This window comes from Bacillus infantis NRRL B-14911, from assembly GCF_000473245.1.
Taxonomy (GTDB): Bacteria; Bacillota; Bacilli; order Bacillales; family Cytobacillaceae; genus Bacillus_AB; species Bacillus_AB infantis.
On sequence record NC_022524.1, the window covers coordinates 4,294,581 to 4,312,500 of the forward strand.

Consider the following 17,920-nt stretch of genomic DNA (forward strand, 5'->3'; position numbering starts at 1 on the left):
TAAAAGAAACTCGGCGGCTTGCTCTCTATTGCTGAACAAATCCTTTTTATGACAATTATAGAATAACCGGGCATGTTCTGCGGCAGAAACATGAGAGACTAGCACTTTTTTATCAAAAGGCTAGTCTCTTGTCTGCAAAATTCATATAAGCATTGGCATAGTGAAGGTGAATGTTTCTTAAACGCTTCGCTATTTTCCCAGAATCTTAGCCTAGATTAGAATGTCACTTTCTCGCCGGATTTTTCGAATGCTTTATTCCATTCTTCTTCCAGCTGCTTCAATGCTTCCTCTGGAGTGATGTCTCCCTGGAGGTTTTTCGTGAAGATCGTCTTGGTTGCTTCACGAAGGTCTGCACTGTTTTCAGTTGGCGGGATCAGGACTTCCGCGCGGCTAAGGGATTTGGAGGCTTCAAGCATGCCAAGGCCCTTTGGAGAATCGCCAGGGTTTGCAAAATAATCGTCTTCCAGTGATGCCTTTGCGGATGGAAGGACCGTTCCGGCTACTTTGGCAAACTCAAGCTGGTTCTCAGCATTGGTCACGAATTCAGCAAGAGCAACAGCCGCTTCCTTATTCTGTGTTTTGGCCGGTACAGCAAAGTTCATAACAGCTACGTTTACAGGAGCATCTGCGTCATTCAGCGGCTGGCCTGCTTTGGATGCCTTGAATACATCAGGGGCACCAGATTCAATTGGGCCAAGGAATGTGACTCCGCCTTCTAGCATGGAGATGTTTCCGGCCATATACTGCTCCTGTCCTGTCTTGATAGAGCCTTCTGCCGCTTCCTGCGGGATGATTCCTTCTTTATACATCTTTTGAGTCACGTCAAAAAACTCAAGTATGTTTTTGTTGCCGGCCAGGTTTGCTTTCCCGTCTTTCACGATCGGCTCGCCATTAGACAGGGAAACCATTTTTTCCATGATTGTATTTCCATCGTTGATCACCGGATAGTAAGCCGGTTTCCCTGTAGCTTCGGATACCTTTTTGGCAGTTTCATAGAGTCCCTGCACGTCAGAAGGAAGTTCAGTTACACCCGCCTGGCTGAAATGGTCCCCATTGTACCAGGAGACAGTTGTCGTCAGATACCAAGGCAAAGCATACAGTCCTCCATCATACTTCCCGGATTCAAATGGGCCTTCCACATAAGCGCCATTTGCTTCATCGCTGAGTTCGTCTGTCAGATCAAGCAGTCCGCCCTGTGCAGCAATATTGGACATATAGTGCGGGTTGAGGTTGACGAGATCAGGCACATCGCTTCCAGTGAGGGAAGTCAATACCTTCTGTTCCATTTCATTCTGCGGGATATCCTGGATGACAACATCCACTTCTGGATGCTCTGACTCGAAATCCTTCTCCAGATCCTTGAAATATGTATCGAACGGCTCTCCTGCCAAGGAAGCAGTCCACATCGTGACTTTTCCTGAAAGCTCCCCGTCCTTAGCTTTCTCTTTGTCTGTTCCGCCGCTTGTATCATCGCTGCTGCATGCTACCAATCCTAAAGCCAGCATCGCTGTCATAGATCCTGCAGCCCATTTTTTAACAGTTTTCATTTGTATTTTTCCCCCTTGGAAAATAATTTAGAAAACGCTTCCATATCCACATTATAAATGCTCGCTTTTCTCCTTTCAATGGTTTTTGTAAATTATTTTTAATAATATTATTTTTTTGAAAATAATTTTCTAAAAAGGGATGAAACAGGCATATCCTGAATCATCCCCTATCTGCTCTTTAGTTTTGGCGGTCAAGGAAGTAGTTCACCCATTGCTTCGTATCCGCCAGCTGTGACTTCATTCGTTCGCCTACCGTTGAGGCAAGCTTCCCGGATTTTATGCTATCCTGTATTTTTGTCTCGGCTTTTTGGAAAGCTTCTGCAGCATTGTCAGGGTTTTTCCTGACTGATTTTTGGATATCCTGAAGTGCCTTGCGGATGTCATTGCCTTCTTTCCTCGCCAGTGCTCCTTTAGGAATATAAAGATGGTTGATTTCCTGCTGCATATCCTTCAGGACCGCATAGACTGCTTCGATCGGCTCTTCTCCAGGATTGACTGCCTTTTCACGCCATGGCCCTTTGCCGAGTGCATCAACAGAAGGCGCACTTGCCTGGCCAAAGGCAAACATATTCACTCCGGCTGTTCCGTACTTGGCTGACATCACATCCTCCACACTCGCCATCTCACTCAAATGGTGATAGAAGGAATAAATGCCTGTATAATACATCGTCCCCTCCGGCATCAGCTTTTTGCTTGCCTGGACGGTGGATTGGATGCTGTTGAAGTCGTGGCCGTAAGCCTGCGGGATGACTCCGTCAATATCTTCCTGCCAGTCACTGATCAGGACGGCCTCAGGGCCGGGCTCCGGTGTAGCGGTCAGCATGAATTTGGAATTGAGCTTTTTTGATTGGGTATGAAGCCCATCGACAAAATCATTCTCTCTCTGCTGAATCCAGCCGGCCCATTTTTCCCACTCTTCAGGTGTGGCTGTCGGGCTTAATTCCATTGGGTCAATGCCGGTTTTCGCTTTATATAGTTCCCGGACCTTTTCGCTAAAGCCATAGCTTTTTTCAAAAGACTGGTGCGGGTAGCGCATATAGTCGATGTTCAAGCCCTTGATGTCATATTTGGACTGCATTTCTTTATAAATATCCAGCATAAAGGTCTGGACCTCCGGCTGGGCAATATCCAGCCAATAATAGTTGCTTGACGTATCCGGCTTAGGCTCGCCTGTTGTATTGGAGCGCTGGATGGCTGCCCATTCCGGATGCACCTGGAACTGGGACGGCAATCCAAGAGAAGAGTGGCCGATCATGAACCCATCTGTCCATGCCTGCACCGAAATGCCCCGCTTCTTCCCTTCCTTGATATAAGCCTGAAGCAGATCGCTGCCATACTTGCCATAGTCGGCATTCCTGAAGTTAGGATGCTGGGCCGGCAGACCATATTCGGTCATCGTTTCACTAGGATAGATGGTATAGCCCCAGAAAGTGGTTTCCAGATAAACAGAGTTGAAGCCTGCTTCCTCCATCCGGTCAAGCACCTGGTTAACGCCAGCAAGAGTCGTCTCCTCAGGACGGTACCAGATCGCCCTTTGCTCAGCGGCATGGGAAGGAAGAGAATAATAATAAGCATCATAAGCTAGTTGTGTTGCCTGGCGGGTAAGATCAAGAGCCAGAACCGGGTCAGCAGCATTGACTTTTTCGGCTTTTGCCAGAATGGTTTTTGCTTTTTTGATAGCTGCCTCCGCTTCTTTCAACGCCACATCCAGGTATTCCGCTTTTGCTTTTTCAATCGAGCTTTCCGCTTTAGTGATGGATTGCCTGCTCTGGAACTGGAAGCTTTCCACATCCTGCACAATCTCCACCACACCATTTTCATCCACAGTCACTTTTGCACCGATAATACTATTGCCGGATATCCAGCTTGAAGCGACTCCATGGCCGCTGACAACAAACCCATTTTCCGGTATAGCTGAATTGCCGCCGCCAAGCTTCGTGACAAAGCCGTCTTCAACTGTTATCTCATAGCCGTAAGGATTTGTTTTCGTTGAGCTGCCAAACTCAGAGGTATACACAATCAGCTGATCAGGGCCGCGGAAACCGTCAAAAGGGGCTCCTGCCGGATTGGATTCCCGGGTCGGATCCACTGAATTAGACTGCATTTCAGTCCGTTTTTCAGCAGGTTCATAGAGAGTGACCGTTTCACCCTTCTCGAGCTGCTCCAAAAACCCTTTGATTTCAGCAGTCGTAGAACTCCCTGTTGAAAGCACTAGACCTTCTTCCGGAATGGCACTGTCCCCATCCGTCTCCCTGGCAACCCGGTATGTATTAATCCCCGTCTTCTCCAGGACCACCTCAGTGCTGCCTTTAGCCGTTTCCGTATAATAGCTGAATGTGTCATTAAACAGGACTAGCTTATTCCCGTTCGTCCGGTTATTCACATCATTCACCCTCAGCCAATCCCCCGACTCATCCTTCACACTCATGACGTCATCAGGGACATTCGCCTCCGCTGACACCTTTCCGCCTCCACCAAATGATGAGACTAATAGACTTGAAGCAAGAGCCGTTCCGCTTAGCACCTTCAATGATTTCTTCAACGTGATTTCCTCCCCTTCAGAAATTCGCACCCCTTTAATTGGCAGCGCTTCCACTACAGTATAAACAGGGAGGAGCATGGAATTCAATCAAAAATGTAACTTATTTTCAATATTATTTATTTTTTGAAAATATATTTCTTTATGAGCCAGGGGGACAGGTCCCTTGGCTCATTTTTAGACTGGGCCATGGGACCTGTCCCGGTGGTTCAATTCTAATGCTCAAAAAAAGGCCCTGAATCTTTCAGGACCTTTCTTTGTGCCTGGCTATATAAATGACTTGATATACATTTGTGAAACAGATGTGTGAAACAAGATTATTCGGGAGGTGCCTGTCACCTTCTAAAAGCCCCCTCCTCCAAATAAACATAACATTCCCTATGAGTCTGAAGAATGGTTGCCGGAAGCTCATTCGTGACTTCACCGTGTATCATCCGATGAACTGCCTCAGCCTTATAGGCACCATTGGCAATTAGAATTACTGTGTTACTGTCCATGATATGCTGAGTCCCCAGGGTGATTCCTTTTGATAGTTCTCTTTCGGTTTCGAAGTATTTTTGTCCGACAGATTTTGTATTTTGATCAAGGTTCACGACATGGGAGAGACTGTTAAAAGAAACACCTGGTTCGTTGAATCCTAAGTGGCCGTTGACTCCTATGCCCAGGAGCATGAGGTCGATATTGCCATGATCCATGATATATTGATCGACTCTTTGGCACTCTTGCTGCAGGTCTTTTGCTTTTGCATCAAAGAAGCAGATGTTTTCTTCCTTTATCTGCAGGGGGAGAAATAATGTTTTCCATAATGTCTCCTGGCAGCTGCCAGAATCAGTCTTATCCATTCCAACCCATTCATCCAGCCCTACGAATTTGCACGAACCAAAATCGACTTTTTTATCCGCTGCTAAATCTGCCAGAATTTCAAATGTTCCAATCGGTGTACTTCCCGCTGCAAAGCACACCAAAGCATTAGGATTTGCATTTACAAGTTCGGCTATTTTTTCGGCAGCCGCTTTGGACATTGCCTCATAATCTTTTAAAACAGATACGTTCATAACACACCACTTTCTATATCCTTTACCGTAAAGGGATATCTGCTATCAGTCTTTTCTCCGTTTATACGCACATCTCTTTTTTCTGTTCTGGGAAGGTAGACATTAATAAAATCATAGGGAACTTTAAAGCTTCCTTCTATATAAACATTTATATCCACAAGGCCGCTTGTTGTTTTAACCTTTACTGTTACATAGGAAAACTCCCCATTTTTATAATTCACAGAGAGGCCATCATCTTCATAGAATTTATGGGTGGTTTCTCCTTCTCCAGGGATAGGGTAAATGAGAATTCCCCTTTGATCTTCATGCTTATTATTGAATGTTATTTCTCCGTCCCGAATAGGGAATGCTGAACCTGCCCTGGAGAACAAAGGGATTACGTCCAATGGTGCATCTGCCTCAATGGTTTGGCCGCCTTCCAGCCATTGTCCCGAATTCAGATCGTACCATCCGTTTTCCTCTTTCGGAAGATAGACCCTGCGCTTTGTGGCTCCTTTTTCAACCACACTGCAAACCAGAAGATTTTCCCCCACCATAAAATCATCATTTTCAGCAAATGTGTTTGGGTCATTTTCGAAATAATAAAAGGTCGGAGTCAGAATCGGTTTATATTCCTGGTTAGCTTTGTAGAGTAAATGATAGAAATACGGAATCCACTTGACCCGCTCTTTCATGAATTTACTGATGATAGAAAGATGCTCGGGGTACATCCATGGTGCGTTGACTGTATCGTCTTCGTTCCAGGAGTGTATGGTAAATCTGGGATGGAAAATACCATTCTGAATCCACCTGATCAATAATTCCGGTTCAGGTGCAAGGCCATTAAATCCCCCGACATCATGGCCGACATTGTATACACCGGACAAGCTTAAGCTCAGCCCCATTTTGATATTAAAACGGAGTGTTTTCCATTCTGTAAAATTGTCGCCGGACCATGTCTGCACATACCGCTGCATGCCCGGGCACCCGGAGCGTGAAATTAAATAGGGACGGAGATTTGGTGCATATTCCTTTTGGGCTTCAAAAGAAGACTTTAACATCAGTAAAGTTTGAATAGGTTTGATATAGTCAACCGCAATGCTATTGCCAAATCCAAATGCCTGTGCACTTTTATCCCAAATTTCGTATTCATTATTATCATTCCATGTAGAGTCGATTCCATAGGAAAGAAGCTGTTCCTTCACCTTCTCCTTCCACCACAGGATGGTTTCAGGGTTCGTAAAATCAAGATAAGAACCTTCATCATCCCAATATTGCACTACATCCGGGTCCTGATTATTTTCAGCTTGAATGAACATTCCCCTATCAGCCAGCTCCCGGTAATGAGGATGATCCTGAAGCAGGCAGGGTTTGATATTGGCGCAAATACGCAGTCCATGATCATGAAAATACTGTATCATTCCCTGAGGATCAGGCACCTTGCCGTGATTCCAGTGGAATACATATCTCTTTTCTCCTATAGTTGTATATCCTGATGATAATTGAAAGGAATCGCACGGGATACCGTATGTACTGCAGGCATCAACAAATTTCTTTAATTGCTCTTGCGCATCCGGCGCATCGGTATAAGCCATTGTGGACCCAGAATAGCCAAGGCTCCATTTAGGCGGGAACACTGTTTTGCCGGTAAGCTTTGAGTATTTTTCCACTACATCCCGGACCTTTGGGCCTAAGATGAAATAATAATCCAAATCTCCTTTTTCAGCATGATAATACCTGTATAACCCATGATAATTATCCAATTCAGCACCCAGGTCAAATACCGAGTCTGAATAATTATCGTAAAACAAACCATATGATAATTGAGACTTCTGGTTATGAGTAATATAAAACGGTATATGCTTGTAAAGAGGGTCTGTAAATTCGGCATCATAGCCCATTGCATCAATGGCCTGCATTCTATAGCGCTTTCTTGCTTTATTGAGGGTCCCGCTCTTCTCGCCTAATCCGTAATATAGATCATCTTTATACCGTTCAAGATAATGGTAAACTCCTTTGCCCAGCTTGTTGTTATAATTATAGCTTTGTGTTTTTCTATCATTAGAGATTAATACGTCCTCGCCATTCTCTTTCGCATACCAGGAAATAATGAATCCATCCAGCCGGATAACAGCCTTTAACAGTTTGGTTTCGATTATTATCTGATCATTTCCGATCTCACGCTGATAGGCTGGCAGCGAGAAAGGAGATAGATCAAATCGGTCTCTCCCTTCAAAAGGGATATCTTCTGCTTCTGGCGCAACCGTCCAGGTAGCTGTTAAAGCAGGCTGATCTCCTGTACTCATAAACACTCTGCACAGGTCTTCCTCAAGAATAAAGAAATGGATGTGCTTATTATTGCACGCAAAGATCAGCTGATTGTCCTGCTCTTTTACTAGTTTATATCTCCACTTCAACCTCATATTTTCACCTTTTTCTAAAAACAGAGATAAACCTGAAGGGTCATCTCTGTTTGAATGGTTATTTAGAATCAATCTTTCATGCCGGAAGTTGCGAGTCCCTGTATAAATTGCTTCTGGAAAATCAGGAACACGATCAGCACTGGAACCATGGTCACTACTGACATAGCAAGCAGGCTTCCCCAGTCAACATTATATTCACCAATGAAATTAGACAGTGCCAGCTGAATGGTATATTTCGTCGGGTCGCTGATTACGATCAAAGGCCATATAAAGTCATCCCATCTCCACATGAAGGAGAAGATGGCCAGAACAGATATGATTGGCTTTGCTATAGGCACAATGATTCTCCAAAAGATTTTCCATTCTCCTGCTCCATCTATCCTGGCAGCTTCAAGAAGATCATCCGGCACTGTTAATAGGTATTGCCGTATTAAAAATACCCCTGTTGGTGTTGCGGCCGGCGGTATGATAATGCCCCACAGCGTGTTATATAAGCCAAGTTTACTGATTACGGTAAAGATCGGCGTCATGATTACTTCAAGCGGGATCATAAGTGTAGAGATAAATCCTATCAGCAGGAATGTATCGCCTTTAAATCTGTATTTCGCAAGGGCATAACCAGCCATTGTGTTCACCAGCAACGTGAGAAAGGTCGCCGTCACAGTGACAATCGTACTGTTCCAAAAATATCTGCCAAAATTACCTTTTTCAAAAGCCAGCGTAAAGTTTTCTATCGTTGGATTATCCGGGATAAACTTAGGAGGCCAGCTATATAATTCGTTTGAATCTTTTAACGATGACAATATCACCCATATGACAGGAAAAATAAAGATAATCACTAGCAAAGTCAATGCAATATACAGGAGCAAGCCAGGCTTCTTTTTCAATCGATTGAGCCTCCTTTCGTCCACTTGAATTGGATAATCGTAAAGATGGCAATGACAATAAACAGAACAACTGACATGGCACTTGCGTAACCCAATTCACCTTTTTCAAAGCCAAATTCGTAAATATACTGAACCAGGAATGTTGTTTCCTTTGCAGGTCCACCACCTGTTAAAGCCAATACCAGCGGATATTGCTTAAAGGACTCAATCAGCAGCAAAATCAGCACCAGCAAGCTGGTTGGTTTTAATAAAGGCAAAGTGATTGTCCAAAACATTCTGGCCTTTGAGGCGCCGTCTATTTGGGCAGCCTCATAATAAGAGGTTGGAATACTTTGCAGGCCAGCCATGAAAATTATCATAAAAAATCCGATTCTGGCCCAAACAGTCCCTACGACAACTGAAATTTTTGCAAAAAGCGGATCTGACAGCCAGTGTACAGGTTCAAGCCCCGCTGATTCCAGCATGTAATTCAAGATTCCAAAGCTGTCGCCAAAAATCCATTTCCAGGTAACGCCCACTATGATGGCTGATAACATGGTCGGCCAATAAAAAATGGCACGAAAGAAGCCTTTGGCTTTAATTTCCTTGATCAATAAAACGGCAATGCCGAGGGAACTCACAAAAATGAGCGGCACTACTGAGAAAGCATAAATGAAGGTATTGCCGAAAATCCCCCAATACTCGGAACTGGCAAACACTTCTTTATAATTTTCCAATCCAATAAAGTTCATCTCTGACAGGCCATCAAAATCAGTAAAAGAATAGACCAGCCCTACAAATGCCGGTACAACAATAAATATGAAAAAGATTAGAAAGTTGGGAAGGACAAACAGGTACGGAGCAATTTGTCTATTAAATTTATCTTTTCGAAAGGAGAATCGTTTAGCAGGACTTATTGCTGATTGTTCATTGATTTTTGGTTTCACCTTCATCACCTACTGTCCTCTGTTTTTAAAAGTGGTGACCCCCCATATGAGGTGATCACCACTAATAACAAAACTGTTATTCTTGATCAGCAATAGCCTCTTCTAATAGCTCTGCAACTTTGTCCATTGCTTCTTGAGATGAAATTCCGCCGCTGAGTGCTTCTACAACCGCATCTCTCATATCAGTTGTCACTTTTGAAATGACTACCTGATTGCCCCAATCATTTGCAGCAGCTTCTGGTGTATTTTCCAATTCATTTGAGAAGACCTTAAACATTTCTTTGCCAAATTCATAATCCAATTCGTTATTGTCTTTTCTTGCACTTAAGAATAGTGATTCCTGGTTAAACTTCGCATTCACTTCCTGTGATGATAGGTATTTAATAAACTCTGCTGTTTCATCTTCAAGTCCAGTATTTTTGAAGCCCATGATATACTTCCCGCCTGGAACTGAAGAACGGATTTCTGCTTTTGGAAGGTAAGTTACACCCCAGTCAAAATTTTCAATATCCTTGTAGTTGCTCAGCATCCAGTTTCCGGCTAAGTGAGCGGCAGCAGTGCCTGAACGGAAAAGGTTATTAGGATTTTCTCCACCCAGCCAAACTGATTCAGGAATGACCTCATCTTTATGGAGCTTAATAAAATTATCTAAAGCAGCAACACCGTTTTCATTGTTAATGGCAGGAGCAGATAGATCTTCTGTAAAGATACTTCCGCCAAATTCATAGACCATCGTTGAATATCTATGAGGAGTAAAGTCTACTAATAATCCGTATTTCGCTCCGCCTTTTTCTTTTACTTCTTGAATGGCATCTGCGAATTCATCCCAAGTCCAGACATCATCTGGTGACTGCGGAACTTCTACACCTGCTTTTTCGAACAATGTTTTATTGTAAATCAGACCGTTTGCCGTCACATCCATTGGAGTAGCGATGATTTTGTCATCTTTTACATAGTAAGGCTTGATAGAAGGCAAAAACTGTGAAGTAAACTCTTCAGCACCGCCCACATATTCAGTAAGATCCAGAGCCTGTTCTGCAAAGATGCCCGTATCAGTCACACGTGCCAATGCAGGCGGCTTTCCTCCTGCAATCATTGTTTTTAATTTAGTATTAAAATCAGCATACGCAACTTCAATTAAATTGATTTCAACATTCTCATTTTCTGATTGATAGTCTTTAATAATGTCTCGCATAACATCGCCTTCGACACCATCAGTAAACCAAAGATAATCAAGAGTTACTTTTTTGTCTTTTGACCCGCCGGAGCCATTTGAGCTTGAGCTGTCAGAGCAGGCTGTTACACTGATCAAAAGAACGGCAGCCAGTAATGACATAGAGATCATTTTAAATACTTTTTTCATCAATATTTCCCCCTTTTCATTGAAAACTCCATTGATTCTATTAACAATAAGATGGTCAGCGCCTGGCCGTATGTCATTGGGCTGATCGGGATATTCTGATAGAAATCACGATCCATCCCGACTGGTGTTCCGTATGAAACTTTCTGCACTACACCTTGATGATCTACTTCACGGATGACTGCTTCTAAGGCTTTTAACCCTGTCTGCAAGTATTTCTCATCCAGATAGCCTTTTCGTACGCCTTTCAGTATGCCAAATGCAAAAGCAGCTGTTGCGGAGGTTTCCTCATAAGATTCCGGATCATCCAGGACTGTGTGCCATAGACCGCTGTCCGCCTGCAGTTCTGCTAATGCCTTCACCTGGCTGTGCCATGTATCCAGCAGATAATCTTTGATGCCTTTTTCCAGCTCTGCGATTTCTAAGTATTCCAGCAAGCCGCATGTATACCAGCCATTGCCTCTTCCCCACCTGACAGCACCATAATTATGGTTCTCGTTAAAGTCCCAGCCATGGAAGAAAAGACCTGTTTTTTTGTCATATAAATATTTAATATGAATGAGGAACTGTTTTTTCGATTCTTCGATATAATCCGGACGGTTGAAATACGTACCTGCTTTAGTTAGAAACAGCACGGTCATGAACAATGTATCAATCAGTATCTGGCCGTCATTGGGATCACCGGTTATCATGTGCTGCAAAGCACTGTCACCGGTACGGATCATATCTTCCATGACCCATGTACTCCACTCATCACATATCTTGATGTATTCAGGATTTTTTGTTTCTTCCGCTAAATACATCAGCGTCAGCAATGGCGACATGGTGTTTACATTTTTCTCCGGCAGGCCTTCTTCAATTCTTTGATCGAACCAGTTTAATAGAAAGTCGAGGGTTTCTCTGTCATTGGTCAGCTTATAATATTTATATAGTCCATAAATTCCTACACCCTGCGGCCACTCCCATAAATGGATATCTATCAGCCCGATTGGGAATTCTTCTATGAAACTCTCATCATTTTTTAATGATTTCATCGCATTCGTAACAAGCTTTACTTTTGAGTCAATCAGATCTGTATTTATGTCCATTGTTCAAGAACTCCTTCCGCCTGCTGATTTCCGTTTGACTGGATATCATCATTCACCTTGAATGGTGAATTCCATGAACTATGGATAACCCCGTGAACGGGATCCTTGAAAATGACACCTTCTTCATCAGCATGAATCTCAGCCCCTGCCATACTATCTATAAAGTCACTGAAGGCAGGAAACAGATTTACATGGCTGTTGCGGATGATCCAGCTGTTGTCTCTTCCTTCGGATATCAGCTCACGATTTTTATTCTGGCCTTCCTCTTGAAGACGGATTCCATTCTTGGCGTATATAGCAATATAAGAATCATCTATTCTTCCGAAGCACCATTTTCCAGTTATTTTGACCTGGTCAAAAGCAGCAATAGGGAAATAGGCATGCGTATAGGCGATTTCATTTTCAGGGCTGATTTTATAATGGACCATCGCAATATCCCTATATTGGTCTACCTTCGGCAATATGCCATTTCCAGCCCAAAAGCTCGGCCTGCCTGTGCCAAGCTCTGCTTCTTCTCCCGGATGGTTAATCCACACGGTCGCTTCCGGACTGAGTATAGAATGGATCACATGTTCCGAGTAGCCATTTTTCCAGAGCCTGTATTCGACCGCGCTTGATAATAAACCGTATCTATTCTTAAACGTATAAAGATCAACAAATCCTTCTGACCCCTGGTGATGCTTGAAGATAATGTTTTCATTAGGCTTTAAATGAATGAGTGATTTATATTCAGGCGGTTCATAATTTGAGATAGAGAAAGATACAGCTGCAAAAGTGGCATTGTTCAGGTTTCCTTCTCCGTAGCCTATCCAGAGTAAAGAAGTAGTGGCGTTATTATAATTTCCTTTCAGCTCTTTCTCGTATATACGGCCATGAGAACAGGAAAGGTAGCCATTATGGCTATTAAGAGCCATTAATCGAAAGGTTGTGTCCAGGGCCTTCTTGGCTTCCATTTTCAGCAGCTTATCATCTGCCAGGTCATAGATCTGGAAGAAGCCCATCGCATTAATCGGTATATAAGCACTTGAATTCCATTCTGCCAAACCTTCTACATGGAATTTGTCAAACCACTTCTGAAGCCTTTCCTTCGCTCTTTCAGCATGAGCAGCCCCTGTTATATTTGCATTTGGGAATATGTCATCTGGGAAAAGCTGTCCTGCCAGATACTCACAGGTGTGGAACAGCAAAGCATGATTTTCGCTGAAGAACCACATCACATCGTCTCCAGGCTCATCAAACCAATAGCGGTAATTCAAAATGGCACTCTTGCATTCTTCCCAGAAATCTTCTTCAAATAATTCTGTTTCACGAAAATCGATCCAAAATCTGAAAAGCTGATTCAAGTAGAAATCACTGCAGTCATATCTTGCATTGATTACTTTAAGCGTGTCCCTTACTATGGACTCTGCAAGGTCTTTATCTGCTCCTGTCCTGACAAGGGCATATGCGCGGTGGATATCACTGCTTCCATATCTGGCAATAAAGGATAGAGCTTGCTCTTTTCTTTCCAGTAAACTCTCCGTTATGTCTGCAGGGACCAATTTCTCCGGATATAATTGAAGGAACATATCTTTTTGAATCGCTATTGATCCATGTTGAATGGCTACCTTTAATAAAGCATTGCCCATTCCCAATTCTTCAACTTTCCCAAAAGAAACTTCACTGGATCCAGGAGGCGCAGCTTTTGCCAGATCATGCTGTTCTCCCCACCATTCCGTTTTAAAGCTGCACTGCAGCAGGACTTCTTCCTTTAAAGGATTTTCAAAATGAATGATAACATCTCCATGTTTAACAACATCGCTTTGGAAATAGGCACCCTTTAGAGCATTCTCTAAGGAATGAATGTCATCAGCTGCTAATTTCCCGATCGGAAGCATCATTTCCAATGGTTCAGTTCCAAGATAATCTAATCGGAAATAATAAAGTGTGTCCCGTTCTGCCAGATCTTCATAGAAAATCAAAAACTCATTGTCGCCTTCTTTCAGGACTGCCTCAAACTGAATATTCTTCTCAAGGTTTCTTGTGTAGGGCGAAAACTGCAATACTTTTTCCCCATTGATCCAAACGGCTGCACTGCCGCAGGTGAACATTCTAAAAGGAACCTTCTGCTCTATATCTGATCGAATATGAGTAAGGGCCCATGATTTCAGATGGGTGGGCTGCTGCCAGAATCCGGATTGTTCCACCTTTTTATTTTTCCAGGGGAAATAAAGCCTCCATTTTTTCGCTGTTTCCCCGTATAACAGTGGTTTTCCTGGGAATGCTTCCGGGATATGTATTTTGTCTATGCTGATTTCATTATGGGCGTCTATAAATTCTTTTCTGCTTGGATTTTCAAATACAGAGAAGCCTTCAGTTAACCAGCGATTTAAATCGCCAGTTACATTCATCGCAAGGCGTCTAAAGGATTTCTCCTCTTCAAACGTACCGGCGATGAGCCACCGGTTTACCGGCTGGCCAGGCTTCAATGGATATTTAATCTGATTCAACAGTTTTCCTCCCTTCTTTCCTTTTGTAAACGCTTGCATTTTTTATAAAAAAAAATCCTTCTTGTTTTTATTCTATCGAATAAGAAGAAGGGTAAGATGTTGAAAATTTTGAATATTATGTTTAAAATTTTGACTATTTGCTTTTCTTATATTGAGACGGAGTTGTACTCATGAATTTTTTAAACACCTGGCCGAAATATCGTGCATCTATAAAGCCAACCCTTTTAGCCACTTCGTTTGTTTTTAAATCAGTAGTATCCAAAAGCTTTTGAGCCATCTGCATTCTTTTTTCTGTAACAAAATTAATCAGGTTTTCACCTGTCTCTTTTTTAAATGTTCTGCTTAGATAACTTACATTCACATCAAGTTTGTCAGCCATATATTGTGCACTCAGATCAGGATTGTCATATTGCTGCTCGATTATTTTTTTTGCCTGCTCCACAATCCCGATATTGTTTTCACTCATCTCTTCGTATAGATGATCTTTAATTTGGATGATCACTTTCTTCATGAAATCCTGTAACTCATCTATTGATGTGCATTTCTCCAGCTGCCCGTATCCGACAGATATTTTAAAGTGTTTATCCCATTTGGATACGAGCAGTCCCAATTTAATGAGAAGCTCCAGGCATTGATTTAAGATGAACTGCTTATCATATGTGTACTTCAATTCTTTAAAAAGAAGTTCATATTCTTCTAAAATCCTTTCAAGGCTCCGCTCTTCAAAAGATTGAATAAAGCTTTCCAGACTGTTTGTGTTTTTAACCTCAGAATGTCTTTGCTTTTGATCATCAAAAATATGAACTTTCCCTTTTCCTGCAAAGTAACTCCTCTTCAAAGCTTCAGCTGATTGCAGGTAAGAAGAGTGTAAACTGTTTACAGATGAATAGATTCCGCCAATACCAATGGATACACTTAAATGATCTATTGCTTTGAGGCGGTCCATAATTTTATCTGATACATCCCTAACTCTCGTTTCCAATACCTTGCTGGGGACACCTATTGGAAAAGAGGGCAGAATAATAATCTGATTGTCATTAGCTACATACCGCGCTGTGATATTATTCTTCTTCAATATTTCCTCAATGTACCTTATGCTAATCGGGCTGGGTGCTTGATTCTCTTCATAAGCATCAACTTCAATTGTTAAAACGGCTCCTTTTCCGAAAGTGAGATGAAAGCTTTCTATTTTATCTCTCAGATCTTTCGAATGAACAGTCCCTTTCACTGTAATATCATATAATAATGATTGCTCGATCAACGGGATATTCTCCTGGAGAGCAGACTCTAAATATTGATAATTCTTATCCTGTTCTCTTTTTTCCTCGATATTCTTCACAGCATTTCTAATCACATTCATAACTTCTTCTTTTATTGTAGGCTTGAGCAAATAATCAAAAACACTGTATTTGAGAGCTTCCTTAGCAAAAGTAAATTCATCATGCCCAGACAGCAGAATTATAATGGTATTTTTATAATGCTGATGAACATAGCTGGCCAGCTCGAGCCCTGTGCAGCCTGGCATGACAATATCCGAAACAATGATATCAGGCCTCAGCTCATCAATCATTCTTTTCCCCTCCAGGCCATTCATAGCAATACCTTGAATCATACAGTCCAGACTGGCCCAATCAATCTTCTCGGATAACCCTTTCGTGATCATGGGCTCATCGTCAATAATAAGAACTTTATACATTCTTATAGCCCTCCCTATGAACAGGCAGCGTCAATTCAAATACGGACCCGACATTTTCATTGCTGTCGATATTCAATCCGTATTCTCTGCCAAATAGCAGCTTTATGCGATTCTGAACATTCAAGATTCCATTTCCTGTCCCTTTATTCTCATCCCGGTTCACATAAACTCCTTTAAGCAATGCTGACATTGTCCTTTCGTCCATCCCAACACCATTATCGATTATCTGAATATGCAATAGATCATTTTTCACATATCCCTTAATGAGCAAATAACCATTCTCCAGTTTCTTTTCTAATCCGTGAATCATCGCATTTTCAACGATCGGCTGCAGGATCAGTTTGGGGACCAGGCAGTTCTTTGCTGCTTCGTCAATTTGCATTGAATAATGTATTTTATCCTGGAACCGGATCTTCTGGATCGTCATGTAATCATCAATATATTTTGCTTCTTCTTCCAGCCTGATAAATTCCTTATTGTTGGATATGCTTGATTTTAACAGTCTGCTTAACGCAATTGTCATTTTGCTCACTTCATCTGTTTTATCAAATTGAGCCATCCAGTTGATGGCATCCAATGTATTGTAAAGGAAATGGGGATTGATCTGGGCTCTTAGTGCCCTCAATTGGGCTTCCTTCTCATTGATATCCTTCTGATAAATATCTGAAATCAGATTGTTGATTTTATTCATCATTTTATTAAAGCTATCCCCAACTCTTCCAAGTTCATCTTTGCGGTTAATTTGAACCTGGACATGGAAATTATCTTTTTCCACCTCATCCATAACAAGCCGCAATTGATTCAGCGGTTTTACAATATAATGTGTACTGATCCAAATCACAACAATGCCAATAACGATAGCCACAAATCCTATTAAGAAAATCGTTCTCCCAATTAATACAGGTCCTGCTGAGATCTCATTCAGACTTACTAAGGAAATGATTTTCCAGCCTGTTAATTCAGACTGATAGTTATTTACAATCATCCTTCCGTCCCCCGGTATATCCACAAAAGACTCGGAATCAATTGAATTATAATCCAGATCTGATGCCCATGAAGTAAATGCATCATTTCCACTGTCTTCAGCATTCGTTAAAACAACATTATTTTCCTGATCCAGGATGATAATATGCCTTTCTTCAGTGGGATCATACTTCTGGATCCGGTCTTCCAGGTAAGAGGTTTTCATGGACATGGTTAAATAGCCAATTTCATCCATCTTGTATGAATGAATGCCGTATATCAGCCGATTGGCCGTAATGACCGAGTTTTCCACTCTCCAGGTTACTCTCCCGCTGCTGTCATACATATTGGGGCGAAGTTCATTAAAGAAATTGAAGTCTTTATTATTAACACTTCTTCTTAAGTTCACCCTGAGATTTTCAGTATCATATAGATTGATAAGATCAACCTCATTGAACATAACCGTTTCATCCACCACTTGGGATGCTAAATATTTATTCAGGAGATGCATCTCTTTCCCCGTATCATATTTAATTTGCAGCAAACGCTGGATTTCATTGTTAAACGTAACCCCATCCATGACATCATTAAAAGATTCCACCATGTCATCAATACTTTTACTAATCTGGGTGACCATCACTGTGTTATATCTAATCGCTTCATTAACCTGTATTTTAATGGCAATATTATATGTGAATACTGCTGTCAGCCCTATGATTAGACTGATACTAAGCGCATTCTGGAACAATAATTGATTCTTTAAATGGCGGAACTTTGGAAAGCGGAAATATTTCATAGCTATACCGCTTTATCTGCTGAAAAACTATGAGTGGATTTCTTTTTCATATTAATGATCGTATTGCCTGAAATCCACATAATAACCATACTTGTTAAGCTTGCACCAAAAAAGAAGAGTACAGGCTGAAAAGTCGAGAAAATCAAGTAAAGGAGGATGCCTCCCATGCCAA

General features: G+C 42.0%; 12 protein-coding genes (1 of these 12 running past the window's edge). All 12 read right to left on the reverse strand.

The annotated features are described in order from the left end of the window. Positions 1–215 precede the first annotated feature (215 nt). On the reverse strand, positions 216–1,547 hold the full coding sequence (locus N288_RS21390; RefSeq protein ID WP_009792780.1) for an ABC transporter substrate-binding protein: 1,332 nt from the start codon (positions 1,545–1,547) through the stop codon (positions 216–218). Between the two features lie 178 nt (positions 1,548–1,725). Continuing rightward, positions 1,726–4,089 carry a glycoside hydrolase family 10 protein gene (locus N288_RS21395; RefSeq protein WP_022544461.1) on the reverse strand — a complete coding sequence of 788 codons (2,364 nt, stop codon included), beginning with the start codon at positions 4,087–4,089 and terminating at the stop codon, positions 1,726–1,728. 332 nt (positions 4,090–4,421) lie between these two features. Further along, the gene (locus N288_RS21400) at positions 4,422–5,141 is read right to left on the reverse strand and encodes a glucosamine-6-phosphate deaminase (RefSeq protein WP_009792778.1); all 720 of its coding nucleotides are present in this window, start codon (positions 5,139–5,141) and stop codon (positions 4,422–4,424) included. Further along, positions 5,138–7,543 carry a glycoside hydrolase family 31 protein gene (locus N288_RS21405; RefSeq protein WP_022544462.1) on the reverse strand — a complete coding sequence of 802 codons (2,406 nt, stop codon included), beginning with the start codon at positions 7,541–7,543 and terminating at the stop codon, positions 5,138–5,140. The genes N288_RS21400 and N288_RS21405 overlap by 4 nt, the downstream gene beginning before the upstream one ends. Positions 7,544–7,611: 68 nt before the next feature. Next, positions 7,612–8,430, reverse strand: a complete 819-nt coding sequence (locus tag N288_RS21410) for a carbohydrate ABC transporter permease (RefSeq protein ID WP_009792776.1) — start codon at positions 8,428–8,430, stop codon at positions 7,612–7,614. After that, entirely contained in the window at positions 8,427–9,362 is a 936-nt protein-coding gene (locus tag N288_RS21415; protein WP_009792775.1) for a carbohydrate ABC transporter permease, read from the reverse strand. The genes N288_RS21410 and N288_RS21415 overlap by 4 nt, the downstream gene beginning before the upstream one ends. 70 nt (positions 9,363–9,432) lie before the next feature. After that, positions 9,433–10,719, reverse strand: a complete 1,287-nt coding sequence (locus N288_RS21420; protein ID WP_009792774.1) for an ABC transporter substrate-binding protein — start codon at positions 10,717–10,719, stop codon at positions 9,433–9,435. Continuing rightward, the gene (gene bglB / locus N288_RS21425; RefSeq protein WP_009792773.1) at positions 10,719–11,804 is read right to left on the reverse strand and encodes a beta-galactosidase BglB; all 1,086 of its coding nucleotides are present in this window, start codon (positions 11,802–11,804) and stop codon (positions 10,719–10,721) included. Before bglB ends, N288_RS21420 begins: the two co-directional genes overlap by 1 nt. Further along, positions 11,795–14,293: a hypothetical protein gene (locus tag N288_RS21430; RefSeq protein WP_022544463.1), complete on the reverse strand. Its 2,499-nt coding sequence runs from the start codon at positions 14,291–14,293 to the stop codon at positions 11,795–11,797. The genes bglB and N288_RS21430 overlap by 10 nt, the downstream gene beginning before the upstream one ends. A gap of 133 nt (positions 14,294–14,426) precedes the next feature. After that, entirely contained in the window at positions 14,427–15,989 is a 1,563-nt protein-coding gene (locus tag N288_RS21435) for a response regulator (protein WP_009792771.1), read from the reverse strand. After that, the gene (locus N288_RS21440) at positions 15,982–17,748 is read right to left on the reverse strand and encodes a cache domain-containing sensor histidine kinase (protein ID WP_009792770.1); all 1,767 of its coding nucleotides are present in this window, start codon (positions 17,746–17,748) and stop codon (positions 15,982–15,984) included. Before N288_RS21440 ends, N288_RS21435 begins: the two co-directional genes overlap by 8 nt. A gap of 2 nt (positions 17,749–17,750) precedes the next feature. Then, positions 17,751–17,920, reverse strand: partial view of a YesL family protein gene (locus tag N288_RS21445; RefSeq protein WP_022544464.1) — the end only. Its footprint extends 472 nt past the window's final position; the window shows 170 of its 642 coding nt (coding positions 473–642); its start codon lies off the right edge, out of view; it ends in the stop codon at positions 17,751–17,753.

What these genes read in the sequence shown, in the direction of transcription:
- N288_RS21435 (WP_009792771.1), bottom strand. Translation starts at nt 15,989, where the DNA reads ATGTATAAAGTTCTTATTATTGACGATGAGCCCATGATCACGAAAGGG.
- bglB (WP_009792773.1), bottom strand. Translation starts at nt 11,804, where the DNA reads ATGGACATAAATACAGATCTGATTGACTCAAAAGTAAAGCTTGTTACG.
- N288_RS21420 (WP_009792774.1), bottom strand. Translation starts at nt 10,719, where the DNA reads ATGAAAAAAGTATTTAAAATGATCTCTATGTCATTACTGGCTGCCGTT.
- N288_RS21390 (WP_009792780.1), bottom strand. Translation starts at nt 1,547, where the DNA reads ATGAAAACTGTTAAAAAATGGGCTGCAGGATCTATGACAGCGATGCTG.
- N288_RS21400 (WP_009792778.1), bottom strand. Translation starts at nt 5,141, where the DNA reads ATGAACGTATCTGTTTTAAAAGATTATGAGGCAATGTCCAAAGCGGCT.
- N288_RS21405 (WP_022544462.1), bottom strand. Translation starts at nt 7,543, where the DNA reads ATGAGGTTGAAGTGGAGATATAAACTAGTAAAAGAGCAGGACAATCAG.
- N288_RS21440 (WP_009792770.1), bottom strand. Translation starts at nt 17,748, where the DNA reads ATGAAATATTTCCGCTTTCCAAAGTTCCGCCATTTAAAGAATCAATTA.
- N288_RS21415 (WP_009792775.1), bottom strand. Translation starts at nt 9,362, where the DNA reads ATGAAGGTGAAACCAAAAATCAATGAACAATCAGCAATAAGTCCTGCT.